Source organism: Stenotrophomonas sp. YJH_SMC_14-1, assembly GCF_059372275.1.
In genome coordinates, this window is record NZ_JCAFVK010000013.1 from 1 (window position 1) to 26,769 (window position 26,769).

Consider the following 26,769-nt stretch of genomic DNA (forward strand, 5'->3'; position numbering starts at 1 on the left):
CCCGCCTTCCTTTGGCAGGTCGGCGGGCGCCAGATTCAACGTGATGCGCCGCTGTGGAAAGTCGAAGCGTGCGCAGAGCAGGGCGGCACGCACGCGCTCGCGGGATTCGCGCACGCTGGTTTCGGCCAGGCCCACGATCTGCGTGACAGGCAGACCGCCAGAGAGATGCACCTCCACCCGCACCAGCGGGGCATCGACCCCGGCGCGGGCACAGCTGTAGACCAGCGCCGGGCTCATGTGTGGTTTCCTGCGGATGGGGGTTTAAGGGTGTGGCAGGTGCTGTGCGCAGGGATATAGGAATTGTTGGTGACGCAGCTAGGAGGATTCCGGCAGGTGCCTGGAGCGTGCCTTGTTCCTATGCGGCGACCAGTCTCTGCAATGTGAGCGCCGGAACTCGCCCGGTATCAAGTGGATCGGCGTTGATCAGCCAGAACGGGTGCCATCAACCCAACCGCGGCCCCTGCCGGCTCTCTTCCTGCTGGTGTTCCTGCGCTTGCGCCAGCTGCTGCGACTGCTCCCGGTCCTGAGCGCCGAGGCTCCGGTTGGCCGCTGCATACTGCTGCTCCGGTGCGACCGCCAGGGCCTCCTGTGTTGGCATCTGCACCCGGTTGGCGGCGGGGTCCGATGACGCGCCCGGTCCTGAGCGCGTCACGAACAGCGTGGCGCCCGCAGCACGGGTTTCGGTGGCTTCACTCAGTGCCATGTCTACCTGGTCGCCGGGCTTGAACCCGGCTTCTGCTGCAAGCCGGTAGGCGCTGGCGAGCAGGCGGTCGCTGCTCTGGTCCCACGGCTTGTTGTTCTTCTCATCCAGCATGGCTACCGACGAGCGCAGCTGTTCCAGCAGCCCGCTGCCATCTGGGCGAAGGGCCGTGCCGTGGTGCCGGTCTACGTCAGCGTCGTGCTGCGTGGCAGGCCTGGAGGTGTGTGGCGGCGATGCACTCGGTGCGGGCTCAGGTGAAGTTGGCGCGCGCGGCAGGGCATCCGCGGGCTGCTGCTCCGCAGTCGAGCGCTGCACGTGTGCCTGGGCAATCTCCTGTGGCGTGGTGACGCAGACGATCTGCATGCGCTCGTCATCTTTCCCGGCCAGTGTGGCCAGCGAGCCATCCTTTTGCACCTGCAGCATGAACGTACCGAAGTCGGGCACGGCGCGTGCGTGATCCTGGGCAACGGCGGCTACGGCGTCATCAATCTCTTCTGCACTGCGCACAATGCCGGCACTACGGTAGGCGTCCACCACCTGGCTGCGCAGGCCGTATTCGGTTGGCGTGGGGTTGGCCCGGGCGATGTCGGCCATGGACGTCAGCTCCTGTACGCCGGCCTGCTGGCTCTGGCGCGTACGATTGAGCTCCTCGACGATGCTGCCTTCAGCCGGGTTGGTGCCATACAGCCAACCCGGCGTTTGCCACTGCCCGTTGGGGTCCTGCGTGTACTTCTCGCCGTTGGAAGCGCGCAGGGGCTGCGTCTGGGTCAGCGCGTTGGTGATCACCTCCGGTACCGGCTCAATGGTGGCGAACTCGTGCCAGTTGTACTGGTTGAACGCCACCTGGTAACGGGCGGCAAGCGCCTCCGGCGTGTTCAAGGCGTTCTGGGCAATGATGCGCTGCGATTCCCGTTCCAGTTGGCCCGACTTTTCCGGGCTGACAGGCACGCTGTAGTCAGAAGGGACGCGTCCATCAATCATCGAGTGGATGGAGAGGTTCCATTCGCCGTTGTGCGGATTGCGCACGTAGTGGCGGTTGGTTTCAAACGGCTCGCGCGGCGGCGTGCTCTTGCCGCCTGCATCAAGCTTGAAGGGGTTCTGCGGCTTGGGCAGGTTGGCCATGCCCAGTGAATATGAGTCGTTGGCGGCTTTGTAGTTCAGCTCGTCCAGCAGCCGGCCACCGGCGACCATCGTGATCTCGCGGTAGCTTCCGTCGGGCTGCGGTGTGCGCACGCTGCGGCTCCAGGTGGCCTTGGCATCTTCCGGATCGCGGCTCCATTCGTTGCCGCTGCGGTCCACCTGGGTGTAAACCGCTTTCTTGTCCTGGTACTGGGCCCAGTACTCACCGCCGAAGCCACCGGCCACGCCGCCCAGCAGCCCGGTAGCCAGCGCACCTGGCCCGGTCCACGATCCGGTGAACAATCCGTACCCCGCGCCCAGCAGGAAGCCGCCACCGAAGCCGCCTGCAGTGCGCCCCACGAAGTGGGTGGCCGCAGATTTTGCGCCGGCGTTGTTGCCCTCGCTGTGCAACTCGGCCACGCGGTGGCCGGTGATGGCGAAGTCCACGGCCAGTGCGGCAATACCCGCGGCCCCGAGTACGCGCGCGCCGGTAATCTGTCCGCGCGCGGTGGCAGCTTCGGCGGCACCTTCCGCAGCGCCAGCGCGCCCAGCAGAGCCTGCCAGTTCCGGAGCCGTGGTTGCCGGGCCAGGGCGCATGATGGTCAGTGGCATCTCCGGGTTGAACGCCGTACGCACGCGGGCCGCGGTGTGCTCGCTCAGCGGCAGGCGGCCGCCCTGGTTGGCCTCCTGGATTGCGGTGCCCAACGATGCGCGGCCCCCCCAGCGCTCGCTCAGGGTGGAGTTGCCGGATTGGTCGATGGCATCCAGGGCCGCCGTCACGTTGGCTTCGGAGTGGGTGACGCCGCGCCAGCGCAACTCGGTCGGGTTGAGGGTCTTCAGTTCCGCAATCTGCGCGGCGTGGGTGCGCTGGTAGCCGTCCAGATCGGCGAAGAAGGTGCGGATCCGGGCGTTGGCTTCGGCCGGGGTCATGTTCTCCGGCGTGTTGGTGACCAGGTCGCCGTTGAGGATGCCGGCGCGAAGCGTGAACTCCAGGTTCTGGATGCGGGTACCCATACGCTCGGCGGCGGCAGCGCGCACATCCGGCGCAGAATCCTTCGCCAGCAGCGCTCGGCCGTCGTAGGTTTCTGCGAGGTCGTCGAGAACGAACTTAAGTTGATCCGAGTACGCACTCAACGGGCCGCCCGAGTGCGGCGATATACCCAACCGGGTTGCCAGCGCGGGGTTCGCGGGCAGGTTGAGGATGTTGTCGGAACCGTGGAGCGTGAAATGACCACTCCTGGCAAGCGACTTCAGCAGCTGGCTTTGTTCGAACGCATTCTGTTCGATCAGATGGTGTCCCTGGAAAACCGGTGTGTCGGCCATGCGCACCACCTCATTCAAGAATCCGTTTGAAGGAGCTCGTCCTAGAGATCGGCTACATCGCGCAGCCGTACGCCGGAGAAGTTGGCGGCATTCAATGCATCAAACATCGCGCGGTCGCAGATGGGCGGTGCGCCCATGCGATCCTGGCGGAAGATATGGGCATCGCCCACAACGTCCTGTTTGAACACCAGGCTGGCGCCGCCGACAAGGCTGTAAAGCTTCTCGTCCTCGCCGGTCTGATAATTGTGGTCGAGCTTGATTCTCATGCGGGACGAGGCTTCATCCAGAGCGTCGAGCCTGCGCAGCACATTGCCCAGGTAGTACTGAGGCCCGGGGCTGCCGTCGGCAAGGCTGAAGTCGCAGGCAACAAAGGCAAACGCCTGGGGGTCCGTCTGCTCAAACAGCTGCTTCAACGGTTCCGACACAATCCAGATGCCAGCGAGCTCTTCCAGATCGCGTGGCATTGCGCCCTTCTCGGGCACATGAACCAGGTGGGGGCGCTCCGGATACTGGCCTGGCGTTCCATCAGGACGCGAGATGACATTCATCCCCGGATCGATCAGCTTGTCTTCGTTGGCGATCTCTATACCGGGTACCCCGCCGTTGCTCAGCAAGCCTGCGTCGATCAGGAAGAATTCGCCCTTGTGAGATGCGGCTTCGGCTGAAACTTCAGTGGCGGTCGATTCGGTCACGGGGGCTTCCATCATGGATGCGTGGGCAGAACGGGAAAAACCGTTGAGCCGATGCTAGCGGGGCTTCTGCGCAGCCACAAGTTGCGCCGAAACGGTGCCGAGGGCACGTGGTTCACGCGGCTCTTTTGGAATTTCGGAGCAATGCCGAGGATGATGCTGCCATTCCTTTCACTGCCTGCAATGGTCTGCTGGATAGGCGGAATGACGAGGGAGATTCCAGCCGAGGGTGGCCTGGGTCCCTGAACACGCAGCGCTGGTCATCAGGCACCGACCTGTCAAGGCGCCCAAGCCGTGCCTCAACCCACGAAGGCCCCGCACTTTCCACCAGCAACCGCCCCTGGCTCTGGTGCAGATCCAGCCAACGCTCGAAGCTGGTGCGCAGACGCTCGATGTCCGGCGCCCGCCACCGTGCATCGGCAGGCATGCGGATCAGCACGTGCGAGGGCGCGTTCTCCACGTCCATCACCAGCACGCCCTTGCACCGGATCTCGAAGGACGTCGCCCCGGCATGGCGCGCGTGCAGTTCAAAGCCCTCGTGGGCCTTCGCGGTCACGAAGCCAAGTGCATCACTGTGCAGCAGGCGGTAATCGGCCGGCCGCAGCTTCTGGTAGGCCCACACCTGATCGCCCGCAGGCTCGGGCCACCCCATCCACACCGCCGCCATGATCGAGGCGCACACCGCCGCAGCGGCAAGGCTGTGGTTCTTCATTTGTCACCCCAGACACAGGCAGAAACGTACGCGCCACAAGCGCTCAGTCCTTGGGCCGTACCCGTTCGTGGATGAACGCAGTAAGCGCCAGATCGGCCATCACCAGCCCCTCCATCACCCGGTCGCCCACGTACTGCTCAGGCTCACCGTTCTGGCGCGTGCGTTCGGCCGCCAGCAGGATCTCCTGCACGATGCGCTGGCCAGTGAGTGCGCAGTCGGCGTCGGACAACGCCATCTGCCGGCTGCGCAGGTGATGCCGCTCGGGCCAGGGCTGGCCGTCGGCCGCAGCACCCGCGCCGATGGCGTGCAGGATGGCGATGAGGCTGTTGGGATCCAGGGCCGGGGCGGCCGAGGGCGCTTCCTGGATCGGGCGCGGGGGAGGGGAGTGCGGCGTGGTCATGGCGGGCTCCGTGCAAGCAGGCAGAAGCCGCCACCGATAAAGGTGGCGGGCAGAGCGTGGCTCGAAAACCGGTTGCTAGACAAAGCCGGCGGGCACGAGGCCCCCACGCCCCGCCCGCCATAGCCGGCAGACGGATTGCCAGCCGGCACCACGTGCGGTGGTGCCGGCTGGCAAGCGCAAACTTACGTCTAGCAATCCGGGTTTTCGAGTCCCGACCACCGATGCACGGTGGCGCAGTAACGATTACCTGCTGTTGTGCGGAATGCCAACGGGTAGGGGTCAATGCCGCCAAAACCCGAGACGCTTTTGGCATTGTCGCATAGCCCCGGATGCGGCGAGAGCCTTGGCGTGCTTGGCGCAGCGGCACTTCTGGAACGGAGTCGTCAGAACCTTCCGTCAGAGATGTAGGGCGCGGCAAATGCGACAGCATTGGTCTGACGGTCGCTGATGGATGCCGCGTAATTCGCCTCCATGCGTGAGTGACTTTCTGCCTATTGACCCCGTGGGGCGTCACGCAGAATCTGACTACCGCTGTAGTCACCAGGAACTGTCCTGCCCGCAGCAGGAAGGTTCTGCGGCGTTTGAACGGACTCCACCCACCGGCGCAGGCCGCTACAAGGATCACTGGACGTGTTACGCCGCAATCGACTTCTTCTGTCTGCGGGTCTGCTCCCGCTTCCGTGGTTCCTGTTCTGGACCAGCGTCGCTGCCCTGTTCGCGCCGGGTTACAACCCGCTTGCCCAGCACGCCAGCGAGCTGCTGCAGGCGCCAACGCTTGCAAGCATCTGCGCCAGGATCGCCGCCATCGGCTCTGGCGTAGGCTTCGTGGCGTTTGCCATCGGGACATGGCAGGAGTCCGGTCGGCGGATTGCCGTAGGCGCAATCTGCTGGGCGATCTTTGGCATCTCCATGCTGACCAACGGGCTCTGGCCCATGGGCCATCCGATGCACGGCTTCTACACCATCGGTATCGCAAACATCATTGCACCGGCGATGTCGCACATCGAGATGAGCGCGTGGTCTGCCAACCGCAGGGCGTACGCCGTGACTGCTATGGTGAGCATCGTGGGCATCGTCTATCTCTGGTTGAACGTGGTGGGAGCGGATCCGGAGGGGTTCAGGGGGCTGACACAGCGCCTGTTCTCGTCGATCAACTCGCTGTGGCCATTCCTGGTTGCGTTGTACCTGCTGCGAAGGGGTTCAAGCGTGCCGTGGACGCAGGCGACGCATTGATGGAGAGGCATGCTGGCACATGGATGGCGATTGGGCGCGTGGAGTTGAGAAGGGGACGGGGATTCTTCGCCGTCAGCTGATCTATGTTCAAGTGCATCAGGACCATTTCGTTGCCTGCGTGGTCGCTGGTGACAAGTCCATTCGCCGTGAGTGCAACGCACTTGGCAATCGTGCCGGGCCGGTCAGGAACTTCTCGATTCTCCAGGGCCATATCGAGGCGATGATCTGGTGGAGATGTTCAAGTAGGGGCCGGCCAACTGTTCATTCGAACTCAAGCAGATTCGCCGCTCGACCGCATTCTTGCAGCGTGAGCGTCGGGTCCCTGCTGAGAGCAGACACGCTGGTGATCGAAGCGAGATTCATGTCCAGCCTCCGTCCCGTGGGGACCTGAAACCCGAACAGCTGGGCACGCTCATCTCAAGCGTGGCTGCTCTCCTCAGCCACGAGTAGTACCCACTCGATAGGTGCACCTGGGATATCCCGCGTCCGTACAGTTCAGGGCTGGACGGCGCTCGATTCAGTGATGCTTGTGGGGCGCGCCATGGTGTCGAAGGCATTCACCCTCCAACTGCTTTTCACCCCATCCTGAAGTGTCGAACGCTCGCGCAGGGGATTGATCCTGGACAGATACCAGCCCCTGCCTGCTGCTGGCATGATGCTGATTCCAGCATACAACGGGAACTGGCCTGGATCGCCGAACTCGTAGCTGGTGGTCTGCACACTGCCGGGGCGTTCGACGCGCAGGGGATACCCTTCCGAATGATCTGCCTTGTTGCTGAAAACGTGTCGCACCGTTGCGCCAGAGGGCTCCACAACCACGACCTGCTTCTCCATTGGCGAATTCGGTTTGCAGGTCATCGGGTCGTTGGCAGCCAGACCACTTACGTAACAACCATTGTCTGGACCATAGTTGTAGGTCCATTCGTAGGGTGCTGGCAGTCCTGGGCCGCTGACCACTTTCTTGGTGAGGGACCAGGCGTAGTAGCGGGCTGGGAAGGTCTCCATTGTCTCCCGTATCAACGCCGTATTGGGCTGGGCGCTGCAACTGTAGTATCCATACGAGCGCCCATGCAGCGTTGGCGTGATCGTGAAGGTGGCAACCGCTCCACTGGGGTGCTGCATTGAAGCGACTGAGCTGTAAGTTGGAACGCCCGGATTGTTGCAGAATGCACGCAACGCCGGCACGTTTCCTGCTGCCTCGAACGACATGGTCAAGCCAGGTGTGAAGGACCAATAAGAGTTGTCAGGCAGGGTTACCGTCGTCAGTACGCCTGCGGGGTAGTCATAGGTCCAGGTTCTCCCAGCAGCACGGACCTGGGAAATGCGCGTGCCGTTGTAGGAGAACTCGACAGATCTTCCGTCGGTGGAGGAAATACGGCGCAGCTGGCCGCTCGGTGCGTCCCACTCATAATTGAGGGCGTTTCCAAAACGGTCGCGGGCGGTCACCGGGAAAAGGCGATGGTCGGCGCGCTGCAGTACGTAGCGCGTTGGCGTCAAGTTGCTGTTTCCGCCAGGCTGTGGGCCGTACGTCACGATTGGAAGCTCGAACCGCTTCACCATGAAGGCAAACTGGTAGGTGATACCTGCCGGGGTTAGTACCTCGAATCCTTCCTCGGCACCGCCCTTGATCGCGATGCAGCGGATGGCCGCGCCCGACTTTGTGGTCAGCGGGTACGTACCGCCGTTGCCTGGGCGAAGCCGGGCGTTCTCCTGGACTTTCAGGATCTCCTCTTCGCCTACACCTGGCAGGTAAAGGAATGTGCCATGCCAGAAATCCTCGGGCATCACCTGGCGCTCGGGTCTCGGCCGCGATGGTGACTCCCCCTGGACGATCTCAACAGCGGGCCAGGCATACTTGGAGCAACGATTGAGGTTGCGGCCGTCAAGTCCGGAGTTCCATCCGCCCTGCTCGCTGAAAACACCGTGTACGGAGGGAATGGCCAGGTCCCAGTCTGAGAAGAAGCGCGTACCGCCCTGCGATCCCACAGTCAGCTTCCGGCTCACTTCGATGTCCAGGCCGGGGCCTCCCGGCAGTACCAGGTCTGTCTGCAGGAACTCCAGTGAGCCCGTATACAGGCCCAGCTTGTCGCCGAAAGCGTCTTCGGCGGAAAGCGATTGCACCGTTGAACTCGCGCGCAGCCGCGCGGGATAGTCATCGGCCACGGAGAGCTGGTTGCCTGCACTGGCCTCCAATGCGAGCCCCAGCGATAAGATCACCGTCAGCCACCTGGCAGTTTCCCTTGTATGTTCCATCCGTTGCTCTCCTGCCACTGTGTACGGGGGTGATTTCAACACGTGACCTGGCGTCAGCGGCTGATTGAGACCGGTTTCCCGAAAACATCCCGGGCAATGGTCGTAATGGTTCCATCCGCCTTGCGTATTTTTACGGGGGCTTCGTAGTTGGGCTCTGCAAACATCTGGTACCACGTGCGGGTCTGAAGACCTCCTGGTTGTGTCACCAGGGTGAACGCTCCAGAAGAATCGGCCCCATAGGCCGTGGTGGTGATCAGCAGGCCCTGCTCGCTGTCCTGGCTGGACGCCGTCAACCGACCAAGCGCGTCGTACTCGCTCCACACGCCCGTACTCGGGTTGGCAGCAGCTGAAGGGTAGGAGGCAAATACTTTACGGCCCTGGCTGTCATAGGCGAAGCGGGTGTACTTCTGGCTTTCGGCCACACGTGCAGCGTCGTACTGCCAAACGGTAAGCGGTCGCCACAGGGCGTCATAGTAGGTCACAGTGACCGCATTGCCGGTGGTTTCAGTCTGCCGCCAATGGCCTGCTGCAATGCCATGCTCTTCGCCGCTAACGGACTCGAAGATCCGGGTCGTCGGAGTCCAGTTGACCGTATCGCCAGCCGGAGGCGTGACCCGGTTGATCCGGCCCATGCTGTCGTAGCCGTAGGTGGTGATGCTGCCGTTCTCGTCGGTAATCTGGGTGATCCAGCCCTGGTCGCTGACTGCGGCGATCTGGGTGGTACCGTCGGGGCGTTTGATCGACTGCGGTATGCCGCGCTTCCAGCTTCCGTAGCGCGTGGTATTGCCGGCACCGTCGACGCTGCTGGCCAGCGTGCCGTCACCGTTGTAGGAAAGCCTGGTCTTGAGGATGCCAAACTCGCTGCGCGTTGCTGGAAGGGCCGTGCCGGTGTCGTAAGTGGTCGACTCGGTGACGACGCCATTGATGGTGCGCGTGGCAACCTGGCCCAGTACCCATGCACTGGTGCTGTCGTAATAGGTGATCTGCTCGGTGCGCGAGTACTGCTGAGCCACTGCCGGCCCGGTGATGCATGCCAGAAGAAGCACGAGCTTCCGGCGACGTGACGATCGATTATGCATTCCCACTTCCTCGTGAGCCCATCTTCCTGCCTGTACACACCAACCTCCGCGGCGCGCGCTGGGCCGGTTGGCATGCCCCCGTTTCTGCAAAGACTGGAGTGCGTCTCGCGACCTGCGCTGCAGGCTGCTCCTCCGTTGGCCGCAGCAGCCTACAGCAGGCAATGGCTGCGCGGAAGATGGCAACGCAATCGGCAGGGCGATGCTCTGCGCTCGTGCAGCGGGCATGACCGATGTGATATACAGCGCGTTGCGATCTTCCGTGTTCGACGACCGATGCCGCGATGTGGCTGCAGATCCTGCCTGGGGAACAAGGTCAGGGTCGACTCCGGTTCCGTCCACGCCGATACGCGTACAAGGGGGCCAACGGCGCAGCGCGCGGGAGGCAGGTGGAACTGCGATTCAAGGAATGCTTCGCATGTTGAAGTACGTTGTCGTTGCCGTGGTACGGGCTCTTCCTGCGCTCGCCCTGCTTCTTGGTGTTGCTGTAGCTTCCTCTGCCAAGGCCGCCCCCTTCTGCGAAGAGCCCCGCATGCTCAGGTCGGCGGCTGCGGCTACTTCATCATCGTTGCGGGCATTCTGCCCGGAGTTCCCGGAGCTTCCCCCCGAACCCGAGTATCACGCGTCGATCTTTGCCGGTCAGAGCGTTCCCACGACGATGGTGGTGGGCCAGCGTTACAACGTCAGCGTATCCATGCGCAACACCGGTACGCTGGTGTGGACGGCGGCGCAGAACGTCAATCTGGGCTCGCAGAACCCGGGCGACAACTGGACATGGGGCTTGCACCGTGTTCCCACCCCGGGCAGCGTCGGCGAAGGGCAGACCGCCACCTACAATTTCACGGTCACCGCACCGCGGAATGCGGGCCGCTACAACTTCCAGTGGCGCATGGTGCAGGACGGGGTGACCTGGTTTGGCCCAAGCTCCAGCAACGTGCAGGTCAACGTCGTCGGATCGACCATCCGCGGCAATATCGATGGCATCACCAACGGGCAGATCACCGGCTGGGCCTGCTCCAGCGGCATCAATGATCCGATCGACGTCCATGTGTACCTGGGCGGCGCTGCGGGTGCCGACGGTGCGGTCATGGTGGGTGGCTACCGCGCCGGCAGCGTGAGCGAACCTGGCGTCGCCACCGCCTGCGGAGCAGCGGGCGGCGCCTATCGTTTCTATATTCCGATCCAGGGGGACTGGACGGTCAGCCATGCCAACAAGCCCATCTACATCCATGGAATCTCACCGGTGGGCGCGCCCAACCTGACCATTGGTGGTTCGGGCAACTTCCGAATTCCCTACAACACGCCTCCGTCGGTCGCGTTCACCGCGCCTGCGGCCGGTGTCGTGGTGGCGGAGGGCGGGTCCACGCTGATCTCGGCCAATGCGTCCGATCCCGATGACGGCGTATCGCAGGTGACATTCCTGGTCGACGGCAATGCCCGGGCAACCAGTGGTGCACCCTATCAATGGACCTACAGCGATATTCCCGAGGGACCGCACACGCTCCAGGTGCAGGCCCGCGATACCCGCGGCGCGGTGACCACCACGCCAGCCCGGACGATCTATGGTTCACGCGTGATTGGAGACACCGGCGTGGCCAACGGTGCCATCTTTGGTTGGGCATGCGCAACGCACTTCAACGGTTCGATTCCGGTTCACCTCTATCTTGGAGGTCCGTATGGAACGGGTGTGGGCTATGGCATCGCCACCGCAAACCTGGGTAGCGAGCCTGCCATCAACAATCAATGCAAGGGTGGTGGTGGCGCGTACCGTTTCAGCATTCCGATCACCGACGCAATGGTGCGCGATCACGGTGGCAAGAAGATCTATCTGCATGGCATATCGCCGGTCGGCGGCGGCAACAATGTGCTGGCAAACGGCGGTACCTTCAGCGTGCCGGTCAACAGCCCACCGACGATATCGCTGGTATCACCTGGCAACGTGCAGGTGGAAAGTCCGGGAGAGATCCGGCTGGTTGCCAACGCCAGCGATCCCGACGATGCCGTGGCGCAGGTCGCTTTCTATCGCGATGGGAATCAGGTCGCAGTGGTTGGCGCCGCACCCTACGAGTTCACGGTTTCCGGCCTGGGTGCAGGGAGCTACAGATTCCATGCGGTGGCCACTGATCGACGCGGCGCAACCGCGATATCGAACACGCATACGGTGTCGGTCGTCCGCGGGCAGTCGCCCCGTGCGGTTACGCGGACCTATGTCTACGATGGCAACCAGCGGCTGTGCAAGACCATCGAGCCGGAAACTGGCGCTACCGTGGTGGACTACGATGCCGCGGGTAACATTGCGTGGACGGCGTCCGGGCTTGATCTGACCGACACCGGTGCCTGCAACCGCGCCGAGGCCTCGGCTTCGGGGCGCCGTGTGGATCGTGCCTACGACGCACTCAATCGTGTTGTGCGGATACGCTTCCCTGATCGCAACGGCGACCAGGACTTGAGCTATCGCAACAGTGGCGAAGTACAGAGCGTCACCACCTGGAACGACCAGGGCAGGCAGACCATCGTCAACTCCTTCCAGTACAACAAGCGCAACCTGTTGGTGGGCGAAAGCGCGGCCAGCACCGGACGCCCAACCTGGTCGATGGGGTACGGTTACGACGCGCAGGGCGCGCTGGCCAGCGTGGTCTATCCGGGCGGTCTGACAGTCAGCTACGCCAACAATGCCCAGGGGCAGCCGCTAAGTGTCTCCGCGGGCGGTGTCAGCTACGCCTCCGGTGTGCGTTACCACCCGACCGGGTCGGTGCAGTCCTTCAGCTATGGCAACGGTATTGTCCATGCGACGCAGTTGAACGCGCGGCAACTTCCGTATCAGCAGACCGACGCGGGCGCCATGTCCTATCGCTACAGCTACGATGCGATCGGCAACGTCACGGGGATTGCAGATCTGCAGCAAGGTGCCGGCTTCGATCGCACGTTGCAGTACGATGCTGGCCAGCGGTTGGTTGCTGCCGGTTCGGCCAGCTTCGGCGGTGATCACTGGCATCGGTACAGTTACGACGCGCGCGACAACCTGCTGTCCGCCTCACTGGGCGGCGTCAAGGACTACCGCTACTGGTACGACGAGCGCAATCGCCTTGCCAACATCCTCAATGCGGATGGCGCGACGATCATCGGGCTGTCCTATGACGCCCAGGGCAATCTGCGAAGCAAGAATGGTCGGGTCCACGAATTCGATCTCGGCAACCGCTTACGCACCATCCAGGGCCTGGAAAGTTACCAGTACGATGCCGCCGGCCGTCGGACGGTGACCTCCGATGGTAGCGGTGATCGGCTGCGCTCGTTCTATGGACAGGGTGGACAGCTGTTGTATGAGCAGCGACGTGACGGCGGGGCGGCGGAGTTCATCATGCTGGGCAGCCGCCTGTTGGCCAAGCGCCAGGGTGGCGTGGTCACTTATCAGCACGTGGATTCGCTCGGAAGCCCGGTGGCAACCAGCAATGCGGCAGGGCAGGTGACCGAGCGGACACAGTACGAGCCCTACGGCCAGTCCATCGGCAAGGCCATCGATGGCGTGGGATACACCGGCCATGTCTCCGATGCCGCGTCCGGGCTCGTATACATGCAGCAGCGCTACTACGATCCGCAGATCGGGCGGTTCCTGTCGGTTGATCCGGTCACGGTCTATAGCAGCCCCGTGGGTGCGTTCAACCGCTATCGGTATGCCGACAACAGCCCCTACAATTTTATCGATCCCGATGGCCGGCAGGCCTTCGGGCATCAACGAAGTGAGGACATTCCCTGGTGGGATGTCACCGGACGCGTCGGTAATTGGTTCGCAGAAACAAGAGATCTCAGTGCGCAGGTTGGATTCATTGGCGACCCCATTGCCCAGGACGCGCTTGTCGACCAGTACAGGGCGGCCGGCGATGCAATTGTGGCAGTGCAGATGGCGGCATTGCCGGAGTTCTCAGGCGCCGCACGAGCTGAAGCAGTGGTCTCCAGGCATGCGGCAGTTGGGGCTGATAAGATCGCCCAGAAATTCTTTGAGCGGGCAACTACCGCCAGGCGTATTGCCCTTCAAACGGACAAGTTCCATTCCTTCCCGTCTGCGGTGGACGCGTATGCTGCCAGATTTGGGCAAGTAAAAACTGTCCAGGACTCTCGTGGCAAAGCAGTTCAAATGCTGACGGTTCGTGGTGAAATGGAAGGAAGCAAGGGCACTGTCAAGGGTACGTTTGAGTACATCAAGAACTCCAATAATGAGATCTACCACAGATTGTTCAGGCCTGATGGAAAATAACGTGAGCGGCACCACGCATCGTGACCTTCTTGCATTCCAAGAGCGACATGGGATATCGGTTGATGAGAACTTTCCCCCTCTCGCGTTGGCAAGAGGAGATGCGCTTGAGTTCATGAGACTGCTGCGCTCTTTGAACCAGCGTCCAGTCGGGATAGAGCTGTGGAGGCACACCGCGCGAGGTTACGACGTGGATGGTCTTGGCGGGTGGTACAGCGTCATTGACGACGAGAAAGAAAATTTCGATGAGGCAGTTGAATATCTCAGTAGGGGCTCGTTTGGAGACATGGATAGATTCTTCGTGCAGTACGAAGACATGAATGGCTGACTATTCTCCGATAGCACGCTCGCGGTGGATGTTGACTTTTCCGGGATGGTATTTGCATGTGACATGAATTCCGGGGGCTGGAAAAAGCATCATTTCACGGTGCATACCGGCGCGCGCGTGACGGTGCCCGTGTCTATTCCAGGCAATCGGAGAGCTCGGTGGAGATCCTTGCGAAGAGCTCGAAGGATAACCAAGAGCAGGTCATCAGGAGGTTGCAGGATGTCTACGGTAAGTAAGCTGGGCGAAGTTGAGGTGACTCTGCTCGGCGCAGTCGACGACGTTCTCGATGACAATGTTGACGTAGTCATCAGGCTTCCCCAGGGCGAGGTAAGAACATCAACGTTCTTCACCATGAAGAATATTGAGGCGATCGTTGCCAGATACAGGGCGAGTGGTGAGTGCTTGTCGGGAAGATTCTTCTGGTCCAAAGACATGGTCATCGTTGAAGATCTTCGAATGGAGACCATTCGTGAGATCGTCCATGAACTAGTCCGTAGTGGGGAGTATCGTCATGCGTTCGGTATTGCCAAGCTTGAGGATTGAGGCCCGTCCATTGAGTGACTGCTTTCGGGAGCGGGTGAGGGCTGAACATAAGTCGGCTGTTGGGCTGGCCATCAATTGATGATCTCCCCACTCCCCGAAGCAACAAACGCCTTCAACTGCTGGACGAACTCCGCGTCATACAGCTCCCACTCCGTAATCTCCCCAAGAACCCGCAACGGCTGCGCACTCCGATACGACCGCGTCGGGTTCCCGGGAAACTTCTTGTTGGTCACATTGGGATCGTCTTCAAACGGCCCGGTCGGCTCCACTACATACACGCGCGGCCGCCCCTCACCCTTGGCCATCTCCGCAGCCAGCCCGGCGCCCTTGGCAATCGTGGTGAAGTAGATGTGGTTCATCACCACACTGTCGCGATAGTTGGAGCGGAAGCCCGCGCTCAGCAGCTCGCCCACCGCCAGATCAGCGCGTGTGCCGTGATAGAACGGCCCGGCGACCTGGTCGCAGGTGCCATGCGAAACGGGTGTCCAATCGGTGTCCTGCGCCATCGCTGCTGCCCCCGCGTGTCCTGCCGGATCGACAGGCCGGCGAGTCTAGGGCGCCCGGTGGGCCTTGCTGCAAGGCCCCATCCGGGAAATAATCTGTAAACGGGAGGCGCGGTGCGCCTCCTTTTTTCATTCTGCGGCGCCGCGCCCTTCCAGCTCGCGCACGGCGGTTTCCAGCGCATCCAGCTTCTGGCGGGTCTTCAGTAGCACGGCGCGCTGCACTTCGAACTCCTCGCGGGTGACCAGGTCCAGCTTGGCCAGGCCGGCCTGCAGCGCGCTCTTGAAGGTGGCCTGCAGTTCCTCGCGCGATTCGCGCAGGCCCGGCGGCACCAGGTCGCTGAGGCGACGGGCGAGGTCATCGATTTGATTCAGGTCGATCATGGGGTGCTCCGTGGGGGTGGGCCCGTGCATCCGGCGCGGGCAGGCCATTCAGGCACAAGGATACTGCTGGCACCCACTGCCCGGACAGGCCGCAGCGGCTTCGCACGGGCCGCGTTCAGGCGCTATCCTCCACGCCGGAAGACAGGAGATAGACGATGAAGATGGTCATGGCGGTGATCAAGCCGTTCAAGCTCGACGACGTGCGCGAAGCGCTGGCCGAGCGTGGGGTCACTGGGATCACGGTGACGGAAGTGAAGGGCTTTGGTCGCCAGAAGGGCCACACCGAGCTGTACCGCGGCGCGGAGTATGTGGTCGACTTCCTGCCGAAGGTGAAGCTGGAAGTGGCGGTGACCGATGACCAGGTGGAGGCCGTGGTTGAGGCCATCGTGAAGGCCGCCGGCACCGGCAAGATTGGTGACGGCAAGGTGTTTGTGTACGACCTGGGCAGTGTGGTGCGTATTCGTACCGGTGAGTTGGACGCGGACGCGTTGTAAGTGCGCCGCGGGCTGCCGGCACACGACAGGGATGCCGGAATGGGACGAGGTAGAGTCGACTGTTAGTCGACTTGCGCGCGCAGCGCGGGGTTTTTCGGCTTCGGAACGAAGAGCAGTCGACTAACAGTCGACTCTACCTGATAGGGCGCACGCAGCCGCCGAGATGTCGTCCCCATCGGCGCACGCACCCCCCGAGGCATCGTCCCCGTCGGGGCACGCAGCCCCCCGGCGCTGTCCCATCTCATCTCGCGATCCATCGCCGCCCGAAAGACGCGGCGCTTACCGCCGCTTGGCCCACTTGTAGAACCGCTTCCAGCCCTGCCGCACGGCAGCGACCCAGCCCGGGTCGGCCACCAGTGCGGCCTGCGCGGCACTTGGCGCCTGGCCGGTCACGCGCTGGCGGATCTTCAGCAGGTTCTTCATGTCGCTGCGGCTCAGTTGCCGGCTCAGCGGGTTGCGGCGCAGCCAGCGCGGGGCGCGCCAGGCCGAGGTGAAGTCCAGCAGCACCGGCACGCCGCCGCTGATCACCACGTTGGTGCCATGCAGGTCGTTGTGGGTGATGCCGGCGGCGTGCAAGCGGCTGAGCGCGTGCTGCAGCTGCTCGAACACCTCATTGCCGACGGCCTGTGCGGTGCTCAGGGTCTGGCCGGGGATGAACTCCATGCCCAGCGCCAGGCCACCGAGGGTGCCGAGCAGCGCGGGGGCGTGCTTCCAGCCGCCGAGGCGCTGCAGCATGCGGGCCTCGCGGCGCACCATCAGTCGCGCGATCAGCGAAACGGGAGTGCCGCGATAGCGGGAATAGTCCTTGATGACTGCCTCGCGCCCGTCCAGGCAGGTGCGATAGACGTCGGGGGCCAGGAAGCGTTCGCCGCGCTTGAGCAGCAGCGGGGTGGCGGCCTCATCGCCGCAGGAGGAGGGGGGCAGAGCAGGAAGATACATGTCGGGGTCTCGGACGACCCGGTGGGTGGCGCAGAGCGTCAAGCGAACCGGTGTTACAGGGAGTTACTAAGTTTTCGTTAATTTTAGTACTCGCCAGTTCGCTATTCCACGATTTGTCGGAGAAATGTCAGGGGCGTGGCTGGAACAGTTCGTCGCGCTCAATCGGACAATTATGTCTCACTTGGTCGGCGGTTCTTTCCGAATCAATAGGTTGGGCGTCGCATCGGTTCGTTCATCCGCGGCCCGCTGAACGTCGCGCACGTCCGGCTTGACCCCGACGCACGGCCTGCCGACCATAAGCTGTTAATTCGCGACATCGGCGGCCGCACCCTTCGGCACGTCCCCGTTCCCTGCCGCGTTCCTTACCGATGCTGGCCACCAGGCCGTGCATCGCCCCGATTCCCGTTCCGGCCGCGGCTGGAGGAAAGTGCTTTGATCATCAAAATCGTCATTGCAGCGCTGTTCGTGGCCTGCGTGCTGTACATCCACTTCCGTGGCAAGGTCCGCGCGCGCTGGTCGCGCCAGCTGCTGGACCATTCCAGTTTCATGGCCCCGATCAACGTGGTCATGTACATGTTCTCGAAGGTGCCGACCACGCCGTTCCTGGATCCGGCCAAGGAGTTCCCGCAGCTGGAGCCGCTGCGCCAGAACTGGCAGATGATCCGCGATGAGGCGCTGGCGCTGCGCGATGCGCAGAAGATCGCCGCGTCCAGCACGTTCAATGATGCCGGTTTCAATTCGTTCTTCCGCCGTGGCTGGAAGCGCTTCTACCTGAAGTGGTACGGCCCGTCGCACCCGTCGGCGAAGGCGATGTGCCCCAAGACCACGGCGTTGCTGGAGTCCCTACCGGACGTGCGTGCGGCGATGTTCGCGCAGCTGCCGTCGGGCAGCGAGCTGCGTCCGCACCGCGACCCGTTCGCTGGTTCGCTGCGCCTGCACCTGGGCCTGGCCACGCCGAACAACGACGGCTGCTACATCGAAGTGGACGGCATCAAGAAGAGCTGGCGCGATGGCGAGTGGATGATGTTCGACGAGACCTACATCCACCACGCGCACAACGAGACGCCCGATGACCGCGTGATCCTGTTCTGCGACATCGCCCGCCCGCTGCGCTTCGGCCTGCCGGGGCTGTTCAACCGCGCGGTGGCGGCCACGTTGCTGGCCGGTGGTGCCTCGCCGAACCTGCCGGGTGACCCGACCGGTGGCGTCAACAAGGCGTTCGGCAGCGTCTACAAGGTGCGCCTGAAGGCCAAGGCACTGCGCGAGCGCAGCGTGGTGGCCTACCAGCTGATCAAGTGGGGCCTGGTGGTGGCGGTGATTGCCGGTATCTGGGCGCTCTGATCGTTGCATGAGGTTGCCGGCCAGCGGCCGGCACTACCGGAACATGAAAAAACCCGCGCTGGCGACAGCGCGGGTTTTTCTTTTGCATGGGTGGGTGCCGACCGTTGGTCGGCACGCCTTACTTCAGTGCCGCCTGCACGAACGGCGGGGTCACCAGCACGCCGGTGTGCAGCGCGGCGGTGTAGTACAGGGTGTTGAAGGTCTTGGCAGCCGAGTCGGCCTGGCGGAAATCGAAGCTGCTGTCGCCCTTGCGCGCCATGGTCACGCTCCACCAGCCGGTGGGGTAGCACGGCTGCGGGAATGGCAGGGTCTTGAACGAACCGAAGCCGGCCTTGCCCATCTCGGTGCGCATTTCGTTGATCAGGTCCACCTGCATCAGCGGCGACTCGGACTGCTGCACCAGGATGCCGTCGTCCTTCAGGGCCTTGAAGCAGCTCTCGTAGAAGGCCTTGTTGAACAGGCCTTCACCCGGGCCGACCGGGTCGGTCGAGTCCACGATCACCACGTCCACGCTGCCGGCCGGGCAGTTGGTCATGTAGGCCACGCCGTCATCGAACAGCAGCTCGGCGCGGGCGTCGTCGTTGGAGTCGCACAGTTCCGGGAAGTGCTTGCGCGCCATCACCGTGACCTGCTCGTCGATATCGCACTGGGTCACGCTCTCCACGCCGGTGTGCTTGAGCACTTCGCGCAGGGTGCCGCAGTCGCCGCCACCGATGATCACCACGCGCTTGGGTGCGGCGTGGGTGAACAGCACCGGGTGGCTGATCATCTCGTGGTAGAAGAAGTTGTCCTTGCTGGTCAGCATGATGGCCCCGTCGATGGTCATCAGGTTGCCCCAGTCGGTGGTCTGGAAGATCTCGATCTTCTGGAACGGCGACTGCACCTCGTCCAGCTTGCCGGTGATGCGGTAGCCGATGGCCGAGCCGGTGCGCTCGAAGTGTTCGATGTACCAGTTGTTGCTGTCAGTCATTGGAAAACAGTCCTGTTCGGAGGGGTGGAGCCGGGCTGGCGGGCGGGGCCGCGTGGCACAGATGCCACATCCGGACGGATCGGCCCGTTCAGGTTGGAACCTGTCACGGGCGCGGGCGCGCATGATAACGAACCTGTGGGCATATAGGCGTTATCATGCCCCCCCTTTTACTGCCAACAAGGCCGACTGAAATGACCGATTGGTCCCTCGACCAAGCCCGCAAGACCTACTCGATCCCGCATTGGGCGGACGGTTACTTCGACGTGGATCAGGCCGGGCACATGGTGGTGAGACCGACCGGGGCGGACGGCCCGGTGGTGTCGCTGCCCAAGGTGGTCGATGCGGCGCGCGCGGCCGGTGCCAAGCTGCCGCTGCTGGTGCGCTTCCCGGACATCCTCGGCCAGCGCCTGGGCAAGCTGCAGGCGGCCTTCGCCCAGGCCCAGCAGGACTGGGAGTACAGCGGTGGCTACACCGCCGTGTACCCGATCAAGGTCAACCAGACCCGCGGCGTGGCCGGCACCCTGGCCAGCCACCACGGCGAGGGCTTCGGCCTGGAAGCGGGCAGCAAGCCCGAGCTGATGGCCGTGCTGGCGCTGTCGCGCCCGGGTGGCCTGATTGTCTGCAACGGCTACAAGGACCGCGAGTACATCCGCCTGGCCCTGATCGGCCGCAAGCTGGGCCTGCAGACCTTCATCGTCATCGAGAAGCCGTCCGAGCTGAAGCTGGTGCTGGAAGAGTCCAAGGCGCTGGACGTGAAGCCGGGCCTGGGCGTGCGCATGCGCCTGGCCTCGCTGGGCGCCGGCAAGTGGCAGAACAGCGGTGGTGACAAGGCCAAGTTCGGCCTGTCGCCGCGCCAGCTGCTGGACCTGTGGAAGTCGCTGCGTGACACCGAGTACGCCGACTGCCTGAACCTGCTGCACTTCCACATGGGCTCGCAGATCTCCAACGTGCGCGACATCGCCAACGGCATGCGCGAAGCCACCCGCTACTTCGTGGAGCTGTCGCGCCTGGGCGCGAAGATCACCCACGTCGACGTGGGCGGTGGCTTGGGCGTGGACTATGAAGGCACCCGTTCGCGCAGCTTCTGCTCGATCAACTACGGCCTGCATTCCTATGCCAGCAACATCGTGCAGCCGCTGGCCAATGCGTGCGAAGAATTCGGCCTGACCCCGCCGCGCATCGTGACCGAGTGCGGCCGCGCGATGACCGCGCACCACGCGGTGCTGATCGCCAACGTCTCGGAAGTGGAAGAGGCGCAGGAAGGCCGCGTGCCGGACCAGCACGACGACGAACCGGCGGCGATTCGGCACCTGCGCGAGATCCACGACGAGCTGGACGTGCGCCCGGCGGTGGAGCTGTTCCAGGAAGCGCAGCATTTCCATGCCGAAGGCCTGGCCAGCTACGCGCTGGGTCAGATCGACCTGCCGCAGCGTGCGCGTATCGACGACCTGTTCTACGCCATCGCCCACGGCGTGCGTGCGCGCCTGAGCTATGACGAGAAGAGCCACCGCCCGGTGCTGGACGAACTGAACGAGCGCCTGGTCGACAAGTACTTCGTCAACTTCAGCGTGTTCGAATCGATCCCCGACGTGTGGGCAATCGACCAGGTGTTCCCGATCGTACCGATCGAGCGCCTGGACGAGACCCCGGACCGTCGCGGCATCATCGCCGACATGACCTGCGACTCGGACGGCATGGTGGAAACCTATGTCGAGAACGAGAGCCTGGACAGCTCGCTGCCGCTGCACAGGATGAAGCCGGGCGAAAGCTACCGCATCGGTTTCTTCATGGTCGGCGCCTACCAGGAGATCCTGGGCGACATTCACAACCTGTTCGGTGATACCGACGCGGTGGAAGTGCTGGCCGATGCCGATGGCTATGCCATTACCCAGCAGCGCCGTGGCGACACCACCGACGTGATGCTGGACTACGTGGGTTACCGCCTGGACGAACTGCGCGCGACCTATGCCCAGCGCGTGGCCGAGGCCCAGTTGTCGCCGGAACGCGCGCAGGAGTTGTCGGAGGCGCTGGAAGCCGGCCTGACCGGTTACACCTACCTGTCCGACGAACCGCTGGTCTGATGGACGGCGCCGGGCCTGCCCGGCGCCACCGTTGCAGATGAGCGTCCGCGCGATCTTCCACCTGTTCCTGCATGCCGCCGTGCCAGCCCTGCTGGCATGGCTGTTCTGGCGCAAGCGCTTTGCTTCGGCGTGGCTGCTGATGCTGCTGGGATGGATCATCGACCTGGACCATCTGCTGGCCGACCCGATCTATGCACCGAACCGCTGCAGCATCGGGTTCCATCCCTTGCACACCGCACCGGCGATTGCCGTGTATGCAGGCCTGTGCGTGCCGAAGAAAACGCGGTTGTTCGGCATCGGTTTGATCATCCACATCGTGCTGGACGCGATTGATTGCTGGTGGATGCATCACCGTTGATGTTTGATGTGTGTCGACCAAGGTCGACACCTACCGGGTGTACGGCGACCGGTCGGATTGGCGCTTGGTAGAGCCGGCCGCTGGCCGGCTTCCCCAAGGCGTTCCCGGCGACCACGTGGTTGCCGGCCAGCGGCCGGCACTACCCACCGTTAGGTTGGCCGCTTCACCCCACCGGCAACCACAACGTTGCGCGCAGGCCGGGCTGCGCATTTTCCAGCGCCAGGCGCCCGCCATAACTGGCGGCGATATCGCCCACGATCGCCAACCCCAATCCACTGCTGCCCTCGCGCTCATCCAGGCGTACACCACGCTGTGTGACCTGGGACAGCGCATCCGCCGCCAGGCCAGGGCCGTCATCACGCACTTCGATGCGCAACTGCCCGTCGTGGGCTTCCGCTTCGACAGTGACCTGCTGTCGCGCCCACCGCCCGGCGTTGTCCAACAGATTACCCAGCATCTCTTCCAGATCCGCACTGGCACCGGCGAACTGCAGCGCCGGATCAATGCCTTCCGCTGTGAACGCAATGCCGCGTTCGCCATGCACGCGTGCCATCAGCCGGCACAGCGCCTGCGCGACAGTCGCCACGTCGGTGCGTTGGCGATGGTTGGCGGCCAACCCAGCGGCCAGGTAGCGGTCGACACTGGCCTGCATGCGGGCGCTCTGCTCACGAACGGTCGCCCGCCAGTCCCTGCCGTCGCCGTCGGCCTCGGTGGCCAATACGCTCAACGGGGTTTTCAGCGCATGCGCCAGATCCTGTGCACTGGTGCGCGCGCGCGCGACCATGCGTTGCTGGTGGTCCAGCAGCGCGTTGAGTTCCTCACCCAGTGGTGCGACTTCCGCTCCCAGTTCCTGCGTGTCGATGCGCTGCGCATCGCCGCGCCGTACCCGTTCCAGCTGCGCACCGAGGCGATGCAGCGGGCGCAGGCCGAAGTGGACCTGGCTGGCGAGCACCGCCAGCCACGCCGTGACCAGCACGCCCAGCGCGATGGCGGTGCGCTTGCGGAACGCGGCTACATCCGCATCCAGCGCGCTGCGGTCGGTGGCAACCACGGCGACGAACGGTGCGCTGGCGCGCGGCAGGCGCACCTGCTGCACGCGTGCACGCAGGGATTGCTGTAGTGGCCCAGCCAGATTGCGGGTGGCCGCACCTGTGGCCATGGCCGGCAGGGTTTCATCCCACAGCGAGCGCGACTGCAGCAGCACACGGCCATCGGCACCGGCAATCTGCCAATAGGCACCGGAGAACACGCGCTGGAAGCGCGCGTCATTCGGTTCCTGGCGCAGGCGCAGCTGTCCTTCGGGGTCCACTTCGGCCTGCGCCAGCAGGGTCAGCATGTCCTGCTGCAGTTCGTGGTCGAGGCGGTCACGCGCGCTGCGCTTGAACAGTTCGCCCAGCAGCGCGCTGGCCAGCAGCGAAACCAGCAGCAGGCCGGCGCCGCCAGCCAGCAGCAGGCGCCGTCGCAGGGAGGGTTGCCGGCTCACGGCGCGGCCAGCCGCCAGCCCTGGCCGCGCACGGTCTGGATCAGGTCGATGCCGAGCTTGCGGCGCACGCGTCCGAGCAGCACGTCCAGCGCATTGGAGTCCGGGTCGTGGCCACCGTCGAACACCTGTTCGCCCAGGCGGTCGCGGCCGATCACCTGGCCGCTGTGGTGGATGAAGTAACTGAGCAGGCGGAACTCCTGCGGGCTGAGCGACAGCGGTTGGCTGTCCAGCTCGAAACGGCCAGCGTTGACGTCCAGCTGCAGTGGTCCGCAGTGCAGGCGCGGGCTGGCGTGGCCATGGCTGCGGCGGATCAGGGCGCGCAGGCGCAGCACCAGTTCGTCGGCCTGGAACGGTTTGGTGAGGTAATCGTCGGCGCCTGCGTCGAAGCCGGCCAGCTTGTCGTGCCAGCGCCCGCGTGCGGTCAGCACCAGCACCGGGAAGCTGCGGCCGTTGCCGCGCCAGCGCTCGATCACGCTCAATCCGTCCAGCCCGGGCAGGCCCAGGTCGACGATGGCCGCCTGCAGGTCTTCGATCTGGCCGATCTCCTCGGCCTGGCGGCCGTCGGCGACCACGTGCACCACGTAGCCGGCCTGTTCCAGCAGGGGCACCAGGCGCTGTGCCAGTGCGGCATCGTCTTCGGCCAACAGGATGCGCATCAGTCGTCCAGCTCCGTCTTCAGCAGCTTTCCGCTGCGCGCATCATAGTCCAGCTCCACCACCACGCCGTCGCTGCGCAGGATCTCCACTTCGTAGACGCCGTCGTCCAGCTCCACTTCCAGCAGTTGGCCCGGAAAGCGCTTGAGCGCATCGCGCACCGCGCTTTCCAATGGCACGTAGCGGCCCTGCTGCACGGCGCGGCGCGCGACCTGCTGCGCCGGGTCCTGTGCGGGCGCGGCGGCGGTCGGGGCGCTGGCCAGGGCCAGCAGCAGGGGCAGGGTGGAGAGCATCGGGGCGCGGGGAGGACTGTAGGACCAGGCGTGAGTGTGGCGGAGGTGACTAACAGCTGGTTAACAGTGCCGGCTAAGGCGCTGTTAACCACGGGCTGCATTGTGGCGTTGCCGGGATGGTCCGGCCACGAACACGAACACGAACACGAACACGAACACGAACACGAACACGAACACGAACACGAACACGAACACGAACACGAACACGAACACGAACACGAACAGGAGAACCCCCATGTTGAAGTCACTCACCCTCGCCACTGTTGCCCTGCTGGCCGTCGCGCCGGCCGTACAGGCTGCGCCGCTGGGCATGGCCCAGGTTGAACAGACCCTGCGCAAGGCCGGCTACACCCAGATCCACGAGATCGAACGCGATGATGGCCTGTGGGAGGCTGACGTGAGCCGCGCCGATGGCCGCTTCAGCGAGGTCTACGTGGACCCGAAGACCGGCGAGATCTTCGATGAGCACAGCAGCCGCGCGCTGTTGACCACCGAGCAGGTGCTGGCACGGGCACAGGCGCATGGCCTGCGCGAGATCCATTCGCTGGAACGCGATGGTGCGACCTGGTCGCTGGAAGCCCGCAATGCCCGCAACCAGAAGGTGGAGGTGCGCCTGAGCGGTTATGACGGCCGCATCCTGCACAGCGAGCGCGATGGCTGGCTGGATTGATTCGCGTGCGGGTAGGTGCCGGCCGCTGGCCGGCACGGAATGCAGAGCGTGTCGACCAAGGTCGACACCCACCGGCACATGCAAGGTCGACACCTACCAAGCGTACGCAGCGATAGTGGCCGACCTTGGTCGGCCCAGGCCCGACGCGGGGCGTTACCAGCCAAACGGCGGCGGGTAATCCCAATAGCCCGGGCCGCGGCCGTAGTAGCCGCCGTACGGGCCGAAGAAGCCCGGGCCCTTGCCTTCGCTCACGTGGATGTTGACGTTGACCCCGTGGGTCTTGCCCTCATCGGTGGTGTAGTTCTTGCTCAGGTTCAGCGTGGCGGCGTTGTAGTGGCTGTTGCCACCGTTCTTGGAATAGCCGATGCCGGTGGTGAAGCTGCCGGATACCTTGACCTTGTCGTCGGTGACGTCGGCGATCTTCGCGTCGTCGTGTACGCGCGGGCCGCTCTTGTCACCGTAGTACGTGCCCGGCGGATCCTGCTGCAGGGCCGGGTCGTTGAGGTAGCGCATCGGCGCCTGCGGCAGCGTCAGGTCCAGGCCGGCAGCCTGCGGCGCGGTGGCGCCGGCGGCGGACTGGGCCAGCACGGTTCCCGGCAGGGCCAGGCACAGCAGCAGGGTCAGGGGGCGGATCATGACGGTGCTCCAGCGGACAGATGGCCGCGCAACACGCGGCGGTACAGGCCGACGCTAGCAGGGGCTGCTTGAATGATGCCTGTCGGCGCCCGCTCGCGGTAGAGCCAGGCCATGCCTGGCTGCAGGCTACAAGCGCCCGAACCCGAACAGCCCCGCCAGCGGATGCGCCCGCCGCTCGATCCCGGCCCGCAGCAGCTGCGCGCCGATCATCGAATAGGTGATGCCGTTGCCGCCGTAGGCCATGGCGAAGTGCACCCGCGGCCCCCACTGATCGTGCGGGCCGAAGAACGGCAGGCCGTCCGCCGTTTCGGCGAAGGTGCCGGCCCAGGAAAACGCCGGCACCGGGTCCAGCCGTGGGAACCAATGCAGCAGCTGCTTCATCAGCTTGTCGGCCTTGCTCTGAACGCGCCGGTCGCGGCGGGCGGGGATGTCGATGGCGTCGTCCAGCCCGCCCACCAGCAGGCGACGGTCGCCTGTGGCGCGCAGGTACAGGTAGGGGCGGGCGCTCTCCCACACCATGGTGGTGCGCAGCCGGCCAAGCACGTCCGCATCGATGGGATCGGTGATGAAGGCGTAGCTGCTGCGGTCGCGTGCAACCCGTTGCTTGAGCCAGCGCTGGTTGGCATAGCCCATGGCCAGCACCACGTGGCGGGCGCGGATGGTGGCACCGTCTTCGGTACGGGCGGTCACCCCGCGCGCAGTGGCATCGAGGCTGTGCAGCACCGTGCGGTCATGCACGTGGCCGCCGCGCCGACGCAGGCGCTGCAGCAGCGCATAGGTCAGCCGATACGGATCGACCCGCGCCGCCTGGCGCGTGAGCAGGGCACCACCGGCGTCCACGTCGAAGCGTTCCTGCAGTGCCTCCGGGCCCAGCCAACGGGCATCCAGGCCGATGCTGCGCCGCGCCTCACCTTCGGCCATCAGGCGCGGAACGTCGCGATGGCGGCTGGCCAGGTACAGGCTGTCCATGCGCTGGAAATCCACGTCCTTCAACCCGCGTGCCACGTCGCCCAGCGCTGGGATTGCTTCCGCACACGCCCGGTAGGCAAGCGCCGCGGCGTCTTGGCCATAGCGCTGGGCCAGTTCCAGCAGGTGGGTGTCGATCTCGTACTGCAGCAGCGCGGTGCTGGCAGCGGTGCTGCCCCAGCCGATGTCACGCTGCTCGATCACCGCCACGTCGTGGCCATGCCCGGACAACTCGTCGGCAATCAGCGAACCGGTGATGCCGCCGCCGACCACCAGCACGTCGCAGCGCAGATCCCGCGCCAGCGGTGGGAAGGCGTGGATCAGGCCGTTGCGCACCGCCCACCACGGGTAGCCACTCTTCAGGTCCATGAGTGGG

Annotated in this window: 26 protein-coding genes; 9 read left to right on the forward strand and 17 right to left on the reverse strand. The window is 64.3% G+C overall.

Annotated elements, in window-relative coordinates:
• The 5 genes from AC5P9P_RS19315 to AC5P9P_RS19335 all read right to left on the reverse strand — a co-directional run.
• The coding region (locus AC5P9P_RS19315; RefSeq protein ID WP_495201950.1) for a magnesium chelatase domain-containing protein at nucleotides 1-237 on the reverse strand (237 nt) is incomplete at its 3' end.
• A gap of 205 nt (nucleotides 238-442) precedes the next feature.
• Nucleotides 443-3,142, reverse strand: a complete 2,700-nt coding sequence (locus AC5P9P_RS19320; RefSeq protein ID WP_111188353.1) for an XVIPCD domain-containing protein — start codon at nucleotides 3,140-3,142, stop codon at nucleotides 443-445.
• A gap of 41 nt (nucleotides 3,143-3,183) precedes the next feature.
• Nucleotides 3,184-3,846, reverse strand: coding sequence for an imm11 family protein (locus AC5P9P_RS19325; protein WP_495233036.1), 663 nt, complete (start codon nucleotides 3,844-3,846; stop codon nucleotides 3,184-3,186).
• 100 nt (nucleotides 3,847-3,946) lie between these two features.
• Nucleotides 3,947-4,543: a cold-shock protein gene (locus tag AC5P9P_RS19330; protein ID WP_495227393.1), complete on the reverse strand. Its 597-nt coding sequence runs from the start codon at nucleotides 4,541-4,543 to the stop codon at nucleotides 3,947-3,949.
• A 43-nt stretch (nucleotides 4,544-4,586) separates the two neighbouring features.
• Nucleotides 4,587-4,943 carry a hypothetical protein gene (locus AC5P9P_RS19335; protein ID WP_024957929.1) on the reverse strand — a complete coding sequence of 119 codons (357 nt, stop codon included), beginning with the start codon at nucleotides 4,941-4,943 and terminating at the stop codon, nucleotides 4,587-4,589.
• A 630-nt stretch (nucleotides 4,944-5,573) separates the two neighbouring features.
• Here AC5P9P_RS19335 and AC5P9P_RS19340 point away from each other — a divergent pair.
• A complete protein-coding gene (locus tag AC5P9P_RS19340; RefSeq protein ID WP_111108496.1) occupies nucleotides 5,574-6,176 on the forward strand; it encodes a DUF998 domain-containing protein in 603 nt (200 codons plus the stop codon).
• 495 nt (nucleotides 6,177-6,671) lie between these two features.
• Here the strand turns inward: AC5P9P_RS19340 and AC5P9P_RS19345 are convergent, their stop codons facing one another.
• Together AC5P9P_RS19345 and AC5P9P_RS19350 are read right to left on the reverse strand one after the other, a co-directional pair.
• Nucleotides 6,672-8,393 carry a wall associated protein gene (locus AC5P9P_RS19345; RefSeq protein ID WP_146256998.1) on the reverse strand — a complete coding sequence of 574 codons (1,722 nt, stop codon included), beginning with the start codon at nucleotides 8,391-8,393 and terminating at the stop codon, nucleotides 6,672-6,674.
• 89 nt (nucleotides 8,394-8,482) lie between these two features.
• Nucleotides 8,483-9,508: an RHS repeat domain-containing protein gene (locus AC5P9P_RS19350; RefSeq protein ID WP_164124055.1), complete on the reverse strand. Its 1,026-nt coding sequence runs from the start codon at nucleotides 9,506-9,508 to the stop codon at nucleotides 8,483-8,485.
• Between the two features lie 415 nt (nucleotides 9,509-9,923).
• Here AC5P9P_RS19350 and AC5P9P_RS19355 point away from each other — a divergent pair, with 415 nt between their 5' ends.
• The 3 genes from AC5P9P_RS19355 (at nucleotide 9,924) to AC5P9P_RS19365 (ending at nucleotide 14,625) form a co-directional block, all read left to right on the forward strand.
• The gene (locus AC5P9P_RS19355) at nucleotides 9,924-13,757 is read left to right on the forward strand and encodes an RHS repeat domain-containing protein (protein ID WP_495227392.1); all 3,834 of its coding nucleotides are present in this window, start codon (nucleotides 9,924-9,926) and stop codon (nucleotides 13,755-13,757) included.
• Between the two features lies 1 nt (nucleotide 13,758).
• Nucleotides 13,759-14,082 (forward strand): hypothetical protein, encoded by a 324-nt coding sequence (locus AC5P9P_RS19360; RefSeq protein WP_033834866.1) that lies wholly within the window; start codon nucleotides 13,759-13,761, stop codon nucleotides 14,080-14,082.
• A 219-nt stretch (nucleotides 14,083-14,301) separates the two neighbouring features.
• On the forward strand, nucleotides 14,302-14,625 hold the full coding sequence (locus AC5P9P_RS19365) for a hypothetical protein (RefSeq protein WP_051188033.1): 324 nt from the start codon (nucleotides 14,302-14,304) through the stop codon (nucleotides 14,623-14,625).
• Between the two features lie 71 nt (nucleotides 14,626-14,696).
• Here AC5P9P_RS19365 and arr read toward each other — a convergent pair whose 3' ends face one another.
• The gene (arr, locus tag AC5P9P_RS19370) at nucleotides 14,697-15,131 is read right to left on the reverse strand and encodes an NAD(+)--rifampin ADP-ribosyltransferase (protein ID WP_033834865.1); all 435 of its coding nucleotides are present in this window, start codon (nucleotides 15,129-15,131) and stop codon (nucleotides 14,697-14,699) included.
• Nucleotides 15,132-15,257: 126 nt separating this feature from the next.
• Nucleotides 15,258-15,509, reverse strand: a complete 252-nt coding sequence (gene ubiK, locus AC5P9P_RS19375) for a ubiquinone biosynthesis accessory factor UbiK (protein WP_005419983.1) — start codon at nucleotides 15,507-15,509, stop codon at nucleotides 15,258-15,260.
• A 155-nt stretch (nucleotides 15,510-15,664) separates the two neighbouring features.
• Between ubiK and AC5P9P_RS19380 the strand changes: the two genes are divergently transcribed.
• Nucleotides 15,665-16,003 (forward strand): P-II family nitrogen regulator, encoded by a 339-nt coding sequence (locus AC5P9P_RS19380; protein ID WP_005411374.1) that lies wholly within the window; start codon nucleotides 15,665-15,667, stop codon nucleotides 16,001-16,003.
• Nucleotides 16,004-16,282: 279 nt separating this feature from the next.
• Here AC5P9P_RS19380 and AC5P9P_RS19385 read toward each other — a convergent pair whose 3' ends face one another.
• A complete protein-coding gene (locus AC5P9P_RS19385; RefSeq protein ID WP_049451155.1) occupies nucleotides 16,283-16,942 on the reverse strand; it encodes an RIO1 family regulatory kinase/ATPase domain-containing protein in 660 nt (219 codons plus the stop codon).
• Nucleotides 16,943-17,377: 435 nt separating this feature from the next.
• Between AC5P9P_RS19385 and AC5P9P_RS19390 the strand changes: the two genes are divergently transcribed.
• Nucleotides 17,378-18,283 carry an aspartyl/asparaginyl beta-hydroxylase domain-containing protein gene (locus AC5P9P_RS19390; RefSeq protein ID WP_024957655.1) on the forward strand — a complete coding sequence of 302 codons (906 nt, stop codon included), beginning with the start codon at nucleotides 17,378-17,380 and terminating at the stop codon, nucleotides 18,281-18,283.
• Between the two features lie 118 nt (nucleotides 18,284-18,401).
• Here AC5P9P_RS19390 and speE read toward each other — a convergent pair whose 3' ends face one another.
• Nucleotides 18,402-19,253 carry a polyamine aminopropyltransferase gene (gene speE, locus AC5P9P_RS19395; RefSeq protein ID WP_495233037.1) on the reverse strand — a complete coding sequence of 284 codons (852 nt, stop codon included), beginning with the start codon at nucleotides 19,251-19,253 and terminating at the stop codon, nucleotides 18,402-18,404.
• Nucleotides 19,254-19,444: 191 nt separating this feature from the next.
• On the opposite strand from speE, the gene speA reads away from it, so the two are divergent.
• Both speA and AC5P9P_RS19405 read left to right on the forward strand, forming a co-directional pair.
• Nucleotides 19,445-21,334 (forward strand): arginine decarboxylase, encoded by a 1,890-nt coding sequence (gene speA, locus AC5P9P_RS19400; RefSeq protein WP_033834863.1) that lies wholly within the window; start codon nucleotides 19,445-19,447, stop codon nucleotides 21,332-21,334.
• Nucleotides 21,335-21,371: 37 nt separating this feature from the next.
• Complete coding sequence (locus tag AC5P9P_RS19405) at nucleotides 21,372-21,692, forward strand: DUF6122 family protein (RefSeq protein WP_059035666.1); 321 nt, start codon at nucleotides 21,372-21,374, stop codon at nucleotides 21,690-21,692.
• 163 nt (nucleotides 21,693-21,855) lie between these two features.
• Here AC5P9P_RS19405 and AC5P9P_RS19410 read toward each other — a convergent pair whose 3' ends face one another.
• From AC5P9P_RS19410 to AC5P9P_RS19425, 4 genes are all read right to left on the reverse strand, one after another.
• Nucleotides 21,856-23,175 carry a sensor histidine kinase gene (locus AC5P9P_RS19410; RefSeq protein WP_111188350.1) on the reverse strand — a complete coding sequence of 440 codons (1,320 nt, stop codon included), beginning with the start codon at nucleotides 23,173-23,175 and terminating at the stop codon, nucleotides 21,856-21,858.
• Entirely contained in the window at nucleotides 23,172-23,831 is a 660-nt protein-coding gene (locus AC5P9P_RS19415) for a response regulator transcription factor (RefSeq protein ID WP_049433288.1), read from the reverse strand. The genes AC5P9P_RS19410 and AC5P9P_RS19415 overlap by 4 nt, the downstream gene beginning before the upstream one ends.
• Nucleotides 23,831-24,121, reverse strand: coding sequence for a PepSY domain-containing protein (locus tag AC5P9P_RS19420; protein ID WP_111188349.1), 291 nt, complete (start codon nucleotides 24,119-24,121; stop codon nucleotides 23,831-23,833). Before AC5P9P_RS19420 ends, AC5P9P_RS19415 begins: the two co-directional genes overlap by 1 nt.
• A gap of 84 nt (nucleotides 24,122-24,205) precedes the next feature.
• A complete protein-coding gene (locus AC5P9P_RS19425; protein WP_495233038.1) occupies nucleotides 24,206-24,358 on the reverse strand; it encodes a hypothetical protein in 153 nt (50 codons plus the stop codon).
• On the opposite strand from AC5P9P_RS19425, the gene AC5P9P_RS19430 reads away from it, so the two are divergent.
• Nucleotides 24,357-24,791: a PepSY domain-containing protein gene (locus AC5P9P_RS19430; protein WP_005411365.1), complete on the forward strand. Its 435-nt coding sequence runs from the start codon at nucleotides 24,357-24,359 to the stop codon at nucleotides 24,789-24,791. The two genes, AC5P9P_RS19425 and AC5P9P_RS19430, sit on opposite strands and share 2 nt — an antisense overlap.
• Before the next feature lie 153 nt (nucleotides 24,792-24,944).
• Here the strand turns inward: AC5P9P_RS19430 and AC5P9P_RS19435 are convergent, their stop codons facing one another.
• Complete coding sequence (locus AC5P9P_RS19435; protein ID WP_005411364.1) at nucleotides 24,945-25,427, reverse strand: hypothetical protein; 483 nt, start codon at nucleotides 25,425-25,427, stop codon at nucleotides 24,945-24,947.
• A gap of 126 nt (nucleotides 25,428-25,553) precedes the next feature.
• The gene (locus AC5P9P_RS19440) at nucleotides 25,554-26,762 is read right to left on the reverse strand and encodes an NAD(P)/FAD-dependent oxidoreductase (protein ID WP_033834859.1); all 1,209 of its coding nucleotides are present in this window, start codon (nucleotides 26,760-26,762) and stop codon (nucleotides 25,554-25,556) included.
• Nucleotides 26,763-26,769: the final 7 nt, after the last annotated feature.